16 protein-coding genes are annotated in these 13,336 nt (G+C 73.2%); 12 read left to right on the top strand and 4 right to left on the bottom strand.

Annotated features, from left to right (window positions below):
- The first annotated feature begins 29 nt into the window (after positions 1-29).
- Positions 30-236 carry an MbtH family protein gene (locus tag QIY60_RS28170; protein WP_283144975.1) on the top strand — a complete coding sequence of 69 codons (207 nt, stop codon included), beginning with the start codon at positions 30-32 and terminating at the stop codon, positions 234-236.
- Positions 237-292: 56 nt separating this feature from the next.
- Positions 293-1,453 carry a crotonyl-CoA carboxylase/reductase gene (gene ccrA / locus QIY60_RS28165; protein WP_283146104.1) on the top strand — a complete coding sequence of 387 codons (1,161 nt, stop codon included), beginning with the start codon at positions 293-295 and terminating at the stop codon, positions 1,451-1,453.
- 26 nt (positions 1,454-1,479) lie between these two features.
- Here ccrA and QIY60_RS28160 read toward each other — a convergent pair whose 3' ends face one another.
- From QIY60_RS28160 to QIY60_RS28150, 3 genes are read right to left on the bottom strand one after another with little or no spacing between them, the layout of a single operon-like run.
- The gene (locus tag QIY60_RS28160) at positions 1,480-2,214 is read right to left on the bottom strand and encodes a 4'-phosphopantetheinyl transferase superfamily protein (protein ID WP_283144974.1); all 735 of its coding nucleotides are present in this window, start codon (positions 2,212-2,214) and stop codon (positions 1,480-1,482) included.
- Positions 2,207-3,676 (bottom strand): AMP-binding protein, encoded by a 1,470-nt coding sequence (locus QIY60_RS28155; protein WP_283144973.1) that lies wholly within the window; start codon positions 3,674-3,676, stop codon positions 2,207-2,209. The genes QIY60_RS28160 and QIY60_RS28155 overlap by 8 nt, the downstream gene beginning before the upstream one ends.
- Positions 3,676-3,927: an acyl carrier protein gene (locus tag QIY60_RS28150; RefSeq protein WP_101386674.1), complete on the bottom strand. Its 252-nt coding sequence runs from the start codon at positions 3,925-3,927 to the stop codon at positions 3,676-3,678. The genes QIY60_RS28155 and QIY60_RS28150 overlap by 1 nt, the downstream gene beginning before the upstream one ends.
- Positions 3,928-4,118: 191 nt before the next feature.
- Here QIY60_RS28150 and paaA point away from each other — a divergent pair, with 191 nt between their 5' ends.
- The 10 genes from paaA (at position 4,119) to QIY60_RS28100 (ending at position 12,614) form a co-directional block, all read left to right on the top strand.
- The gene (gene paaA, locus QIY60_RS28145) at positions 4,119-5,126 is read left to right on the top strand and encodes a 1,2-phenylacetyl-CoA epoxidase subunit PaaA (protein ID WP_283144972.1); all 1,008 of its coding nucleotides are present in this window, start codon (positions 4,119-4,121) and stop codon (positions 5,124-5,126) included.
- Positions 5,123-5,425: a 1,2-phenylacetyl-CoA epoxidase subunit PaaB gene (paaB, locus tag QIY60_RS28140; protein ID WP_101386676.1), complete on the top strand. Its 303-nt coding sequence runs from the start codon at positions 5,123-5,125 to the stop codon at positions 5,423-5,425. Before paaA ends, paaB begins: the two co-directional genes overlap by 4 nt.
- Positions 5,415-6,188: a 1,2-phenylacetyl-CoA epoxidase subunit PaaC gene (gene paaC / locus QIY60_RS28135; protein WP_283144971.1), complete on the top strand. Its 774-nt coding sequence runs from the start codon at positions 5,415-5,417 to the stop codon at positions 6,186-6,188. Before paaB ends, paaC begins: the two co-directional genes overlap by 11 nt.
- The gene (gene paaD / locus QIY60_RS28130) at positions 6,182-6,679 is read left to right on the top strand and encodes a 1,2-phenylacetyl-CoA epoxidase subunit PaaD (RefSeq protein WP_283146103.1); all 498 of its coding nucleotides are present in this window, start codon (positions 6,182-6,184) and stop codon (positions 6,677-6,679) included. The genes paaC and paaD overlap by 7 nt, the downstream gene beginning before the upstream one ends.
- Before the next feature lie 9 nt (positions 6,680-6,688).
- The gene (locus QIY60_RS28125) at positions 6,689-7,807 is read left to right on the top strand and encodes a 2Fe-2S iron-sulfur cluster-binding protein (RefSeq protein ID WP_283144970.1); all 1,119 of its coding nucleotides are present in this window, start codon (positions 6,689-6,691) and stop codon (positions 7,805-7,807) included.
- 103 nt (positions 7,808-7,910) lie between these two features.
- Entirely contained in the window at positions 7,911-8,693 is a 783-nt protein-coding gene (locus tag QIY60_RS28120; RefSeq protein ID WP_283144969.1) for an SDR family oxidoreductase, read from the top strand.
- A 33-nt stretch (positions 8,694-8,726) separates the two neighbouring features.
- Positions 8,727-9,578: a tryptophan 2,3-dioxygenase family protein gene (locus tag QIY60_RS28115; RefSeq protein WP_283144968.1), complete on the top strand. Its 852-nt coding sequence runs from the start codon at positions 8,727-8,729 to the stop codon at positions 9,576-9,578.
- Positions 9,571-10,371: an alpha/beta hydrolase gene (locus tag QIY60_RS28110; RefSeq protein ID WP_283144967.1), complete on the top strand. Its 801-nt coding sequence runs from the start codon at positions 9,571-9,573 to the stop codon at positions 10,369-10,371. Before QIY60_RS28115 ends, QIY60_RS28110 begins: the two co-directional genes overlap by 8 nt.
- A gap of 198 nt (positions 10,372-10,569) precedes the next feature.
- Entirely contained in the window at positions 10,570-12,045 is a 1,476-nt protein-coding gene (locus QIY60_RS28105) for an MFS transporter (protein WP_283144966.1), read from the top strand.
- A complete protein-coding gene (locus QIY60_RS28100; RefSeq protein WP_283144965.1) occupies positions 12,042-12,614 on the top strand; it encodes a TetR family transcriptional regulator in 573 nt (190 codons plus the stop codon). Before QIY60_RS28105 ends, QIY60_RS28100 begins: the two co-directional genes overlap by 4 nt.
- Positions 12,615-12,660: 46 nt before the next feature.
- Here the strand turns inward: QIY60_RS28100 and QIY60_RS28095 are convergent, their stop codons facing one another.
- Positions 12,661-13,332, bottom strand: a complete 672-nt coding sequence (locus QIY60_RS28095) for a HAMP domain-containing sensor histidine kinase (protein ID WP_349253958.1) — start codon at positions 13,330-13,332, stop codon at positions 12,661-12,663.
- Positions 13,333-13,336 lie beyond the last annotated feature (4 nt).

Genomic DNA, 13,336 nt, shown 5'->3' with positions numbered 1-13,336 from the left:
CCGGCCGCGCAGCAACGAAGGGAACAACCGTGCCAAGTCCGTTCGAGCCCCGCGGCGAGGACGAGCCGTCGCACCTGGTGCTCGTCAACGCGGCGGGAGAGCACTCCCTGTGGCCCGCGTTCGCCGCCGTACCGGCCGGGTGGGACGTCACCGGACCCGCCGCCGCCCACGATGCCTGCCTCGCCCGCCTGGCGGAGGCAGCCCGCCCCGCGACCCCCTCAGGAGCGACCCCGTGACCCAGGACCTGTACGAACTCGGTGACGCGCCGCCGCTGGGCGAGGCGCCCAAGCGCATGTACGCCTCGCTCATCCGGCCCGAGCGCTACGGGCCGCCCATCGGCGCCTTCCGTACCGAGGTCGTCGACGTGCCCCCGGTCGGGCCCGGCCAGGTGCTCATCAAGGTGATGGCGGCGGGCGTCAACTACAACAACGTGTGGGCCTCGCTCGGCGACCCGGTCGACGTCATAGCCGCCCGGCAGAAGCGCGGCGCCGTGGAGGACTTCCACATCGGCGGCTCCGACGCGTCCGGCATCGTATGGGCCGTCGGGGAGGGCGTGCGCCTCAAGCCCGGCGACGAGATCGTGCTGCTCGCCAGCGTGTGGGACGAGAGCGCCGAGGACATCCGGCTCGGCGCCGACCCCTGCACCTCGTCCTCGCAGAGCGTGTGGGGGTACGAGGAGAACTACGGGTCGTTCGCGCAGTTCGCCGTCGTCGACGAGTACCAGTGCCACCCCAAGCCGAAGCGGCTCTCCTGGGCGGAGGCCGCCTGCTACATGGCGACCGCCGCCACCGCCTACCGGCAGCTCTTCGGCTGGGAGCCGCACACCGTGCGCCCCGGCGACGCGGTGCTGATCTGGGGCGGCGCGGGCGGCCTGGGCTGTATGGCGATCCAGTTGGTGCGGCAGCGCGGCGGCATCCCCATCGCGGTGGTCTCCAGCGACGAACGCGGCGAGTACTGCGTGGAGTTGGGCGCCAAGGGCTACATCAACCGCCGCGACTTCGACCACTGGGGCCGGCTGCCCGACACCTCCGACGACGAGGCGATGGCCCGGTGGCTCAAGGGCGCCCGTGCCTTCGGCCGCCGCTTCTGGGAGGTCCTCGGCGAGCGCCGGGCCCCCAGGATCGTCCTGGAGCACTCCGGCGCCGACACCATCCCGACCTCCATGTACCTGTGCGACAACGCGGGCATGGTCGTCATCTGCGGCGGCACCACCGGCTACAACGGCGATGTGGACCTGCGGTTCCTGTGGATGCGCCAGAAGCGGCTGCAGGGCTCCCACGTGTCCAACGCCCGCGAGGCCCGCGAGGTGACCACCATGATCGACCAGGGCCTGCTCGACCCGTGCCTGTCGCTCACCCTCGGCTTCGAGGAGATCGGCAAGGCCCACCAGCTGATCCACGACAACCAGCACCCGGCGGGCAACATGGCGGTCCTGGTCAACGCGAAGGCGTAGTACGGCAGTCGGGCCGTGGCACCCGTTCACACCACGGGTGCGACGGCCCAGCTGAACACGCCCGGCCCGGCCGGTCGCACCCGTACGTCGATGACATGGCCTGGCAGCCCTCTCGGCCAGGCGCGGAAGCCTCCCGGAACCGGGCGGGTCCCGATGCCAAGGAGGGTCGCGGGCGCCTCGCTGTCGAGCAGGGCGCCGAACGCCTTGAACGCGGCCTCTTTGGCCGAGAAGGCACGCAGCAGCAGCCGCGCGGCGACGGCCCGGTCCGGCGCGTCGTCGACCGGGCCCCGCTCGTCGGGGCCGAGCACGATGTGGGCGCTCTCCGGGGGCAGGCCCCGCAGTTCGAGGTCGCAGCCAAGCGCGGGGACGCGCGCGGCCAGGGCGACGGCCAGACCGCCGGAGTGGCTGATCGAGCCTTCGAATCCGGCTGGGAAAAGGGGCCGTCGGCCGGACCGGGGGATCTCGCCCGCCGAGTGACCCGCCTCGGCCAGCGCCCGCCGGGCCGCACAGCGTCCGGCGAGGAAGTCACGGCGGCGCGGGGGCGGCATGGCGGCGGCCGACGCCCACTCCCCCGGCCCGGCCGGGCGCGCCTCCGGATCGTCGACGCGGACCAGTCCGAGCGAGAGCCCCTGGGCACGCAAGGCGGGGCGCAGCAGGAGCACCGCGTGTTCGGCGCCCGCCCGGCCGGAGGCAGGGTCCGGCCGGGCGGTACTGGCGCACGGCACCTGGTCCATCTCGCCGCGCCCCGCCGCGTCACGCACGCAGCAGCTTTTTGATGATCTTCCCGGCCGGGTTGCGGGGGACCTGGTCGATGAACTCGATGCGCCGGGGGCGCTTGTACGAGGCCAGGCGCTGCGCGAGATGTGCCTGCAACTCGACCGTTCCGGTGCCCTCGTCGACGACGACGTACGCCAGCGGGACCTCGCCGAAGTCCTCGTCCGGCACCCCGACGACCGCCGCGTCGCGCACCGCCGGGTGGGCCTGGAGGGCGCGCTCGATCTCCGAGGGGTAGACGTTCTGGCCGGCCCGGATGATCAGGTCCTTGCTGCGGTCGATCAGCCGGATGAGGCCGTCCCGGTCGATGAACCCGAGGTCGCCGGTGCGGATCCAGCCGTCGACGGTGATCTCGGCCGTGGCGGCTTCGTCGCCCCAGTAGCCGCGCATCAGGCCGGGACCGCGTACGCAGATCTCCCCGATGGCGCCGGGCTCGACCTCCTGGCCCTGTGCGTCCAGGGCGCGCGCGGACATCCCGGGGACGACCCGGCCGGCCGGGATCACCTCGGGCACCGCGCCGGGCGCCGGGTGCTCGTCGGGGCCGAGCGTGACGAACGGGCCGCCGACCTCGGTCATCCCGTACACCTGCCGGAATCCGCAGCCGAGCCGTTCGACGGCCTCGGCGTAGATGTCGGGGGGCATGGGCGCGGCCCCGTACAGGATCTCGCGCAGCGTCGAGAGGTCCGCGGTGTCGGCGGACTTGGCGCGCAGCAGGAAGCGCAGCATCTGCGGGACGAGCCAGACGTGGGTGGCGCGGTGGGTCTCGATGGCGGCCAGCGCGGTCTGCGGTTTGAAGCCGGGCATCAGGACCACGGTCGCGCCCGCGGCCATGTAGGTCAGCGAGACGACCATGCTGCCGTGGTAGAGCGGGCAGCAGTTGACCAGCACCATGTCGTCGGCGGGCCGGGACACGGCGAGCCAGCCGAGCGCGATGGCCCGGAACGAGGCGTGGTCGACGGTGACGCCCTTGGCCTGGCCGGTCGTCGCCGAGGTGTGCAGGATCGCCGCGGGGGCGTCGTCCGGGATGTCGTCGAGCGCGGGTCCACCTTCGGCGCCGAGCGCGGCGAACGCCTCGTCGTCCAGGGGGATGCGCGTGCTCACCGGCAGATCGGGGTGGCGGGCCAGCAGCGCGGCCTCGCCGATCACGGCGACGGCGCCGGTGCGTTCGACGATCCCGGTCACCTCGGCCGGGGTCAGACTGTGGTTGAGCGGGACGAAGAGCGCCCCGATCCGGGCCAGCGCGAAGTACGACTCCAGGACCTCGATGCGGTCCAGGGAGAGCACGGCGACGCGGTCACCGCGCCGGATGCCGAGCCCGGCGAGCCCGTGGGCGAGGCTGACGCCCCGGTCGTGGAACTGGGCCCAGGTGACGGAGCGGTGCTCGTCCACCAGGGCCGTCCGGTCCGGGAAGCACTGGCGGTTGCGCTCCGCCAACTGGGTCAGCCACATCAGGCGGCGCCCTGCTGCGGGGTGGCGGCGTCGCGGCCCGCGATGAACCGCTCGTAGTCCGCGATGGTGGTCAGGCCCTCCATGTCCTCGGCCGTCACCTCGACGCCGGTGCGCTGCTCGATGAGCAGGATGAGGCGGACCAGGTCCCCGGAGTCGATCCCGCTGGCGCTGAGGTCCTCGTCGTCCCCGATGGCCTCGGCGAACTCCGGCGTCCCGGTCAGCTCGACCAGCATCGTCCTGATGGTGCTCATGGCGTACCCCTCTCGTTGCACTGACTACCGAAGAGAGAGGCGCACTTCACCGCGCACACTCCCCGGCCTCCGCGTGACCTTCGTCACGGGCCGACGATGTACCCGCAGGGATTGAACGCCCCAGGTCAGGCCTCTTCATCTGTGAAGGCACCGCCACCGCGGCGGTCCTGGACGAAGGGGTGGTCGACGGCGTGGAGCAGCTCAACGCGCACTTCGAGGCGCTGCTCGCGGCCGGGGAGCAGATCGAGCCCCGGGACTGGATGCCCGACGGCTACCGGCGGATGCTGATCCGGCAGATCTCCCAGCACGCGCACTCCGAGATCATCGGCATGCAGCCCGAGGGCTCCTGGCTCACCCGGGCGCCCTCGCTCCACCGCAAGGCCAGTCTGCTGGCCAAGGTGCAGGACGAGGCGGGCCACGGGCTCTACCTCTACTCGGCGGCGGAGACCCTCGGGGTGTCGCGCGCCGATCTCCTCGACGCGCTGCACAGCGGCCATCAGCGCTATGCGGCCACCTTCAACCACCCGGCCCTGACCTGGGCCGACACCGGGGCCATCGCCTGGCTCACGGACGGCGCGGCCGTCGTCAACCAGGCGCCGCTGTGCCACACCTCGTACGGCCCGTACGCCCGGGCGATGCGCCGGGTGTGCCAGGAGGAGGCGTTCCACGTCCGCCAGGGCTACGACGTGCTGTGGTCGCTGTGCCAGGGGACGCCCGAGCAGAAGGAGATGGCGCAGGACGCCGTCGACCGCTGGTGGCTGCCCGCGGTGGCGCTGATGTTCGGCCCGCCGGACACCGTGGCGGGCGGCGCGGACGACCGCACCGCGGCGATGGGCGCCGCCGTCTCGCAGCGCTCGATGGCCTGGGGCATCAAGCGGCACACCAACGACGAGCTGCGCCAGCGGTTCGTCGACAACTGCGTGCCGCAGGCGGAGCGGATGGGGGTGACCCTGCCCGACCCGGCGATCCGCTGGAACGAGGAGCGGGGGCACTACGACTTCAGCCCGATCGACTGGCAGCTGTTCCGCGGCGCCCTCGGCGACGGCTCGCAGTGCGCGCGCCAGCGGCTCGCCCACCGGGTGGCGGCGCACGAGGACGGCGCCTGGGTGCGCGAGGCGGTCGACGCCTACGCGGCCCAACTGACCGACGGTGAGCTGGAGTCAGCGGAACTGGACGACGAGGGAAGGCGCGTGTCATGAGTGAGCGGTCCGCACGGGTGCTGACGCCCTGGGAGGTGTTCATCCGGCCCCGCCGGGGCCTGGCCCACCAGCACGTGGGCTCGGTCCACGGGGCCGACGCCGACATGGCGCTGGCCAACGCCCGGGATCTGTACACCCGTCGGGGCGAGACGGTCTCGGTGTGGGTGGTGCGCTCCGACTCGGTGCACGCCGCCTCGCCGAGCGAGAAGGACCCGTTCTTCAGCAACGCCGCCCACAAGCCGTACCGGTACCCCGAGCACTACATCCCGTTGAACGAGGAAAGCGGCCATGACGGCTGAGCGCACTGGTGAAGACACGGATCTCGCCGCGTACGCGCTGCGGCTCGGCGACGACGCGCTGGTGCTGTGCCAGCGGCTGTGCGCCCTGGTGACCCGGGCGCCCACCATCGAGGAGGACCTGGCGCTCGCCAACATCGCGCTCGACCTGCTCGGCCACGCCCGCACCCTGCTCGCGTACAGCGGCGAGCTCGACGGCACCGGACGCGGCGAGGACGAGCTGGCCTACCACCGCACCGAGCGCCAGTTCCGCAGCGCGCTCCTGATGGAGCTGGAGCCCGGCGACTTCGCGGTGACAGTCGCCCGCCAGCTGGTGTACGCGCACTACAGCAGGCTGCTGTGGACCGCCCTGGAGAAGTCCTCCGACGACACCCTCGCCGCCTTCGGCGCGCGGGCGGCCAGGGAGGTCGAGTACCACCGGATGCACGCCGACCAGTGGACCGTGCGCCTGGGCCGGGGCACCGCCGAGAGCCGCCGCCGGATGCAGGCCGGGCTCGACCTGGTCTGGCCGTACGCGGCCGAACTCTTCGAGCCGGACGCCCTGGTGGACCGGCTGGACGCGGAGGGGACCGCGGTCGCCCCGGCGCGGCTGCGCGAGGAGTGGGAGCGGGAGGTCGCCGCCGTCCTCGACGACGCGCGCCTGACCGTGCCCAAACCTACGTGGCAGGCGACCGGCGGCCGGGACGGGCTGCACACCGAGGCGTTCGCGCCGCTGCTCGCCGAGTTCCGGTCCGTACGCCTCCAGTACCCGGGAGGCACCTGGTGAGCGCCGTCCGACTGGACGCCGACGAGGTGCGGGCCCGGGTGAACACCGTGCCCGACCCCGAACTCCCGATGATCTCGCTCGCCGACCTGGGGGTCATCCGCGCCGTGGAAGCGGCGGACGACGGCGCCCTGGAGGTCGTCATCACCCCGACGTACCTGGGCTGTCCGGCGATGCCCGCGATCGAGGCCGGGATCCGGGCCGTGCTCACCGAGAGCGGCCACCCCGACGCACGGGTGCGGCAGGTGCTCTCGCCCGCCTGGACCACCGACTGGATCACCGACGAGGGCCGCCGCAAGCTCTCCGAGCACGGCATCGTGCCGCCGGGCCCCGCCGGGGCGCCCCTGTCGGTCCGGGTCGGCCTGGGCGTGCCCTGCCCGCACTGCGGCTCGGTGGCGACCCGGCCGCAGAGCCCGTTCGGGGCGACCCGCTGCCAAGCCGTCCTGGTGTGCACCTCGTGCCAGGAGACCTTCGCGCATCTGAAGGCGATGTGACGCACCCTCATGACGACAGCGACGACTAGCGGCACCGCCGCCTCCCCCGCGGCGTCGGCCCGCCGGGCGACCGGCTGGTACCGGCTGCCGGTGACCGCCGTGGAGCAGGTCGGCGACGAGTCGGTGGCGATCAGCCTCGCCGTGCCCGCCCCGCTCGCGGACACCTTCGCGCACCGGGCCGGCCAGCACGTGGTCGTACGGCACCGGCCCGAGGGACGCGAGCTGCGCCGCAGCTACTCGGTCTGCCTGCCGCCCCGGGATCCGGCGGGACTGCGTCTGGTGGTCAAGCGCCTGGGCGCGGACGGCTTCGCCGAGTACGCCACCAAGGAGCTCGCCCCCGGCGACACCCTCGAACTCGGCCCGCCCACCGGCGACTTCCGCCTGGCGGACGTGCCCGGCGCGCACCACGTCCTGGTGGCGGGCGGCAGCGGCATCACTCCCCTGCTGAGCATGGCGGCGGCCGCGCTGCGGGAGGACCCCCGGTGCCGGGTCTCGCTCGTCTACGCCAACCGCAGCGCGCAGTCGGTGCTCCTCGCGGACGAGCTGACCGACCTCAAGGACGCCCACGTCGGCCGGTTCTTCGCCCTGCACGTGCTCTCCCGCGAGCAGCGCGAGAGCGAGCTGCTCTCCGGCCGGATCGACGCGACCCGGCTGCCCAAGCTGCTGGCGCTGCTCGGCGCCGAGCCCGACGAGCGCACCCACTTCTATCTGTGCGGGCCGTGGGGGCTGGTGGAGACCGTCCGGGAGGCGCTCACTCGGTGGGGCGCGGACGAAGCGCGGGTGCGCTTCGAGCTCTTCTCCACCGGCGGCGGCCTCCCGCCCGCGCCGCCCCCGGAGCCGCTGGGCCGCACCGGTCTCATCTCCGCCCGCCTGGACGGCCGCACCACCGAGACGGCGATGAGGCCCCAGGACCGCGTGGTGCTGGACGCGGTGCTGCGCGCCCGGCCCGAGACCCCGTACTCCTGCCGCGACGGCCTGTGCGGCAGCTGTCGCGCCAAGGTGGTCCGGGGCAGCGCGGTGATGGACCGTCAGTACGCCCTGGGCCCGGCGGAGCTGGCCGCGGGCTACACCCTGCCGTGCCGGGCCCGCCCGGAGTCCGACGAGATCGCGCTCGACTTCGACGCCTGAGCACCCTCCCCGACGCACCAACACCCGGGCGCAGCACATGAGTTGCCGCCCCCGGACCGCAGCGACGACCGCGCGGTCCCCCGAGATCACAGGAGTGTGGAGAATGACCAGTACGGGCAGGCTGAGCGACCGGACGGCCCTGGTGACCGGCGGCAGCCGGGGAATCGGCCGGGCGATCTCGCTGCGACTAGCCGCCGAGGGCGCCCTGGTGGCCGTCCACTACGGGCACCGCGCCGAGCCCGCCGAGGAGGCCGTCGCCGAGATCGAGGCGGCGGGCGGGCGGGCGTTCGCGCTCCGCGCCGAGCTCGGGGTGCCCGGCGACGCCGAGGCGCTGTGGACCGCCTTCGACAAGGGCCTTTCCGAGTACGGCGCCCGGCCCGGCCTGGACATCCTCGTCAACAACGCCGGGATCACCCTGCCGAAGCGGATCGGCGACGTCAGCGAGGAGGAGTACGACCGGCTCTTCGCGATCAACGTCAAGGCTCCCTTCTTCGTCATCCAGCGGGGCCTCGGCCGGCTGCGCGACGGCGGCCGCATCATCAACATCTCCTCCGGCGTCACCCGGATCGCCATGCCGAACATCTCCGCGTACTCGATGACCAAGGGCGCCCTGGACACCCTCACCCTCGCCCTCGCCCCGGAACTGGGCGCGCGCGGGATCACCGTGAACGCGGTGGCGCCCGGCTTCACGTACACGGAGATCAACCCGACCCTGAAGGTGCCGGAGGTGCTGAACGCGTACGCGGCCACCTCCGTCTTCAACCGGATCGGCCGCCCGTCGGACATCGCCGACGTGGTCGCGTTCGTGGCGAGTGACGACGCGCGCTGGGTCACCGGCCAGTGGCTGGACGCGACCGGGGGCGCGCACATCGGAATGCCGGTCTGACCACCCGGCCCGCCCCACGACCTACGGAGACCCATGACCGAGCAGACCAGCGCCCTCGCCACGTCCTTGGCCGCCGACGAGGCGCCCCAGGTGCAGTTCGAGGGGACGACGCCGTACGAGGACTACGTCCACGCCTCGCTGCTTTCCACCCTCCAGCGGCCACTCTCCAACGACCCCGGTGAGATGGCGTTCATCGTCACCACCCAGGTGATGGAGCTGTGGTTCACCCTCATCGTGTACGAGTGGCGCACGGCCCGGGACGCGTTGCTCAAGGACGACCTGGAGCAGGCCATGGACGCGCTGCGCCGCAGCCGCCGCTCGCACCAGGCGCTCAACGACTCCTGGACGCCGCTGGCCGCGCTGACCCCGGCCCAGTTCAACGGGTTCCGCGCGGCGTTCGGCGAGGCCTCCGGGTTCCAGTCGGCGCAGTACCGGCACATGGAGTTCCTGCTCGCCGACAAGTCCCGCTCCATGGTGCAGGCGCACCGGGGGCACCCGGCCGTCTACGCCGAGCTGGAGGAGGCGCTGGCCGAGCCGTCGCTCTACGACGAGGTGCTGCGCTTCCTGTACCGCCGCGGCCTGCCCGTGCCGGAGCACGTCGTGGAGCGGGACGTGACGGAGGCGTACCAGCCGGACTCCTGGGTCGAGGAGGTCTGGCGGCAGATCTACGCCGGGCCGCAGGACGACCCGCTGGTGCGCCTGGGCGAGGAGCTCACCGAGGTCGCCGAGCTGGTGCTGCGCTGGCGCAGCGACCATCTGCTCGCGACCCGCCGGGCGATGGGCGCCAAGGCGGGCAGCGGCGGCTCCCCGGGCGTGGCGTGGCTGGAGAAGCGCGCCCACCGGTCCGTGTTCCCCGAGCTCTGGACGGCGCGCAGCTATGTCTAGGACCCCTTCCGCGTTCGCGGTCGAGGAGGAGCGCCGGGTGCTGAGCATCCGCCCGGTCCTTGCCCCCGTACACCGCAAGTACGGTTCGCACCCGCACCAGGTGTACGACCTGTGGCCGGCCGAGGACCCCGAGGCGCCGCTGGTGATGCTGCTGCACGGTGGCTACTGGCGCTATGACCGGATGCATCTGACCCCGTTCGCGGCCCATCTGGCACAGCACGGGTTCACCACGATCCTGCCGGGCTTCCGCAGGTCGGGCGGGGCGGGCGGCTACCCGGCCACCTTCGACGACATCGCACTCGCCGTCGACACGATCCCCCAGGGGCGGCCCTTCGTGCTCGCGGGCCACTGCTCCGGCGGCCACCTCGCCCTGTGGGCCGGGGCGCGCGGGCTGCTGCCGGAGAGCTCGCCCTGGCACACCACCCGGCTGCCCACGGCGGTCCTGGGACTGGCCCCGCTCACCGACCTGGCGGCCACCATCCGCGACGACCTCAGCGACGGCGCCGGCCTGCAACTGCTTGGCGGCGCCGACCAGGTCGAGGCGAGGCTCCCGCTGGTCGACCCGCTGACGCTGCTGCGCGGCAAGGGCACGACGGGGGTGCGCACGGTGGTGCTGCACGGGGAGGTGGACGAGGAGGTGCCGCTGGGGCAGTTCACGGACTACGCCGCGGTGCATGCGGATGCCGAGCATGTCGTGCTGCCGGGCACCGGGCATTACACGCTGATCGAGCCGGGGTCCGAGGCGTCGGGTGCGGTGATCGAGACGCTCGGGCGGCTTGCTTCGCGGGGCTGAGTGGGGCTGTTGGTCGTCTGCGGGCCGTCTTGGGCTGGTCGCGCAGTTCCCCGCGCCCCTGTAGGGCGCCCGGGGCCGCAGCGGACTTCCAGGAGTCCGCTCCGCGGCTTCAAGGCCGGGGACACGGGGGTGTACAAGCGTTTACCCTGAAGGGGTAAACGCTTGTACACCCCTTTCCTGACCAGCCTCTGGAGCAGCATGACCGCGGCGACAGCCACCCCCGCCCACGATCCCCGCACCCGCTTCGTCGTTCCCGTGCTCGCCTTCTGCGGCGTGGTCGTCGCCGTGATGCAGACGCTGGTCGTACCGCTGCTGCCGCACATCCCGGCCCTCACCGGCAGCACACCGGGCGCCGCGGGCTGGCTCGTCACCATCACGCTGCTGACCGGCGCGGTCTTCACCCCGGTCCTCGGCCGGGTGGGCGACATGTACGGCAAGCGGCGCGTCCTGCTCGCCTCGCTCGGCGTGCTGACCGCAGGGTCCGTGCTGTGCGCCGCCACCTCGGACATCGGCGTGCTGATCGCGGGCCGGGCGCTCCAGGGCGCCGCCCTCGCCGTCATCCCGCTCGGCATCAGCATCATCCGCGACGAGCTGCCGCCCGCCCGGGTATTGCCCTCCATAGCCCTGATGAGCTCCACGCTCGGCATCGGCGCGGCCGTGGGGCTCCCGGTGGCGGCCCTGGTCGTGGAGAACTTCGACTGGCACACCATGTTCTGGGCGTCGGCGGCCCTCGGCGTCCTCGATCTGCTCCTGGTGCTCTGGATCGTGCCGGAGTCCCCGGTGCGCACGCCCGGCCGCTTCGACGTGCTCGGCACCCTCGGCCTCACCGCCGCCCTGGTCGGCCTGCTGCTCGCGATCACCCAGGGCGCCGACTGGGGCTGGCCCTCGGCGCGCACCCTCGGCCTGCTCGCCGGGTCGCTGGCGGTGGCCCTCGTCTGGGGCCGCTACGAACTGCGTACCGAATCCCCGATGGTCGACCTGCGGGTCTCGGCCCGGCCCGCGGTCCTGTTGACCAACATCGCCGCCCTCTTCATCGGGTTCGCCTTCTACGGGAACTCGTTGGTGACCGCCCAGATGGTGCAGGAGCCGAAGTCCACCGGATACGGACTGGGCGCCTCCATCGTGGTCAGCGGTCTGTGCCTGCTGCCCGGCGGCCTCTCGATGGTCGCGCTGTCGCCGGTGTCGGCGAAGATATCCGCGAAGTACGGCCCCCGGACGGCCCTCGGCCTGGCCGCCTGCGTCATGGTGGTCGGCTACGTCGTACGGTTCTTCACCAGCCACAGCCTCTGGCTGATCGTGGCCGGCGCCACCGTGGTCTCGGCCGGCACCGCCATCGCGTACTCGGCGCTCCCGGCCCTCGTGATGCAGGGCGTCCCGGTGAGCGAGACCGGCGCCGCGAACGGCCTCAACACCCTGATGCGCTCGGTGGGCCAGGCCTGCTGCAGCGCGGTGGTCACCGCGGTCCTGGCCAACGTCACGTTCGAGGCGGGGGGCCGCACCGCGCCCACCCTGCACGCGTATCTGCTGATCTTCCTCATCGCGGCGGGCGCCGCGCTCGCGGCCCTGGTGGCGACGGCGTTCCTGCCGTCCCGGCGGCCGGGGCGCGCCGAGGCGGCCGAGGCCGGTACGGTCGGAGGGTCGACATCGGTGCCCGCGGCCCAGGAGGGCAGATGACCAGCGCCCCTGTGGAGGGTACGGCCCCCGAGCAGGGCACCGGCCGCGACGCCATCCTGCGCGCCGCGCGCCGCGCCTTCGCCCTGCGCGCCTATGCCGAGGTGACCCTGCGGGGCATCGCCGCCGACGCGGGGGTCAGCCCGTCCCTCATCGTGAAGCGGTTCGGCAGCAAGGAGCAGCTGTTCCACACGGTCGCCGACTTCCAGCCGGTGGCCGACGAGCTGTTCGCGGCGCCGCCCGCCGAGCTCGGGCGGCACCTGGTGCTCACGATGCTGCGGCTGCGCGACGAGTTCCGCGGCGATCCGCTGCTGCGCGTCGTCTTCTCGCTCGGCCGGGACGACGAGCGCACGCTGCTGCGCGACCGCTTCCGCGAGCAGGTCACCGCGCGGCTCGCGGCGGGCCTCGCGGGGCGGGACCGGGAATTGCGGGCGGAGCTGATCGCCGGGCAGCTGCTCGGCCTCGGCGCGACGTTGAGCCTGCACCGCCCGGGCGCGGGCAACCTTGCCTCGACCGAGCGGGTCGCGGATCTCTACGCACCTGGCCTGCAGCGGCTGATAGACGGCGACTGAGCACTCGCTGCTTCTGTGATTGCTCGACTGCGGGCCGTCTAAAAGATCACGGGTCGCCCGGGAACGTCACGCGCACCGTGAGTCCTCCCCCCTCCCCGTTCGCGTACGCCCTCGTCGTCCCCCCGTGCGCCCGGGCGATCGCGGCGACGATCGACATGCCGAGGCCCGCGCCCTCGCCCGGGGCGTGGCGGTGGCGTTGGGTGAGGCGGCGGAACGGTTCGAAGAGGACGTGGACCGTGTCCGGTGGGATCTCGGGGCCGGTGTTGGACACCGTGATGCCGTCGGGGCCGGTGCGGACCTCGACGCGGCCGTGCGGCACGTTGTGGCGGATGCCGTTGGCGACCAGGTTGTGCAGCAGCCGGTCCAGGAGCACCGCGTCTCCGGGCACGGTCAGGGGGCCGGCGTGGACCGTGACCGTCACGCTCCGCTCCTTCGCCTCTCCCCCGAGCGCGGCCACCGCCTCCCGGGCGACCTCGTGCACCGCCACCGGCTCCCGGCGCTCAAGGCCCTGCTCGGAGGCCGCGAGCAGCAGCAGCCCTTCGATGATCCGCTCGCTGTCGTCGGCGACCGCGATGAGCTTGGCGCGGATCCGCGCCACCTTGTGCGCGTCCGGCTCCCCCGCGAGCCCGATCTCCGCCGCCGCCCGCTGCACGGCCACCGGGGTGCGCAGCTCGTGGGCGGCGTTGGCGGCGAACCGCCTGGCCGCGCTCGCGCACACGGCT

It is taken from the genome of Streptomyces sp. BPTC-684 (genome assembly GCF_030028635.1).
Taxonomy (GTDB): Bacteria; Actinomycetota; Actinomycetes; order Streptomycetales; family Streptomycetaceae; genus Streptomyces; species Streptomyces noboritoensis.
The sequence above is the reverse complement of the archived record's forward strand: the minus strand, read 5'-3'. Positions and strand labels throughout refer to the sequence as shown.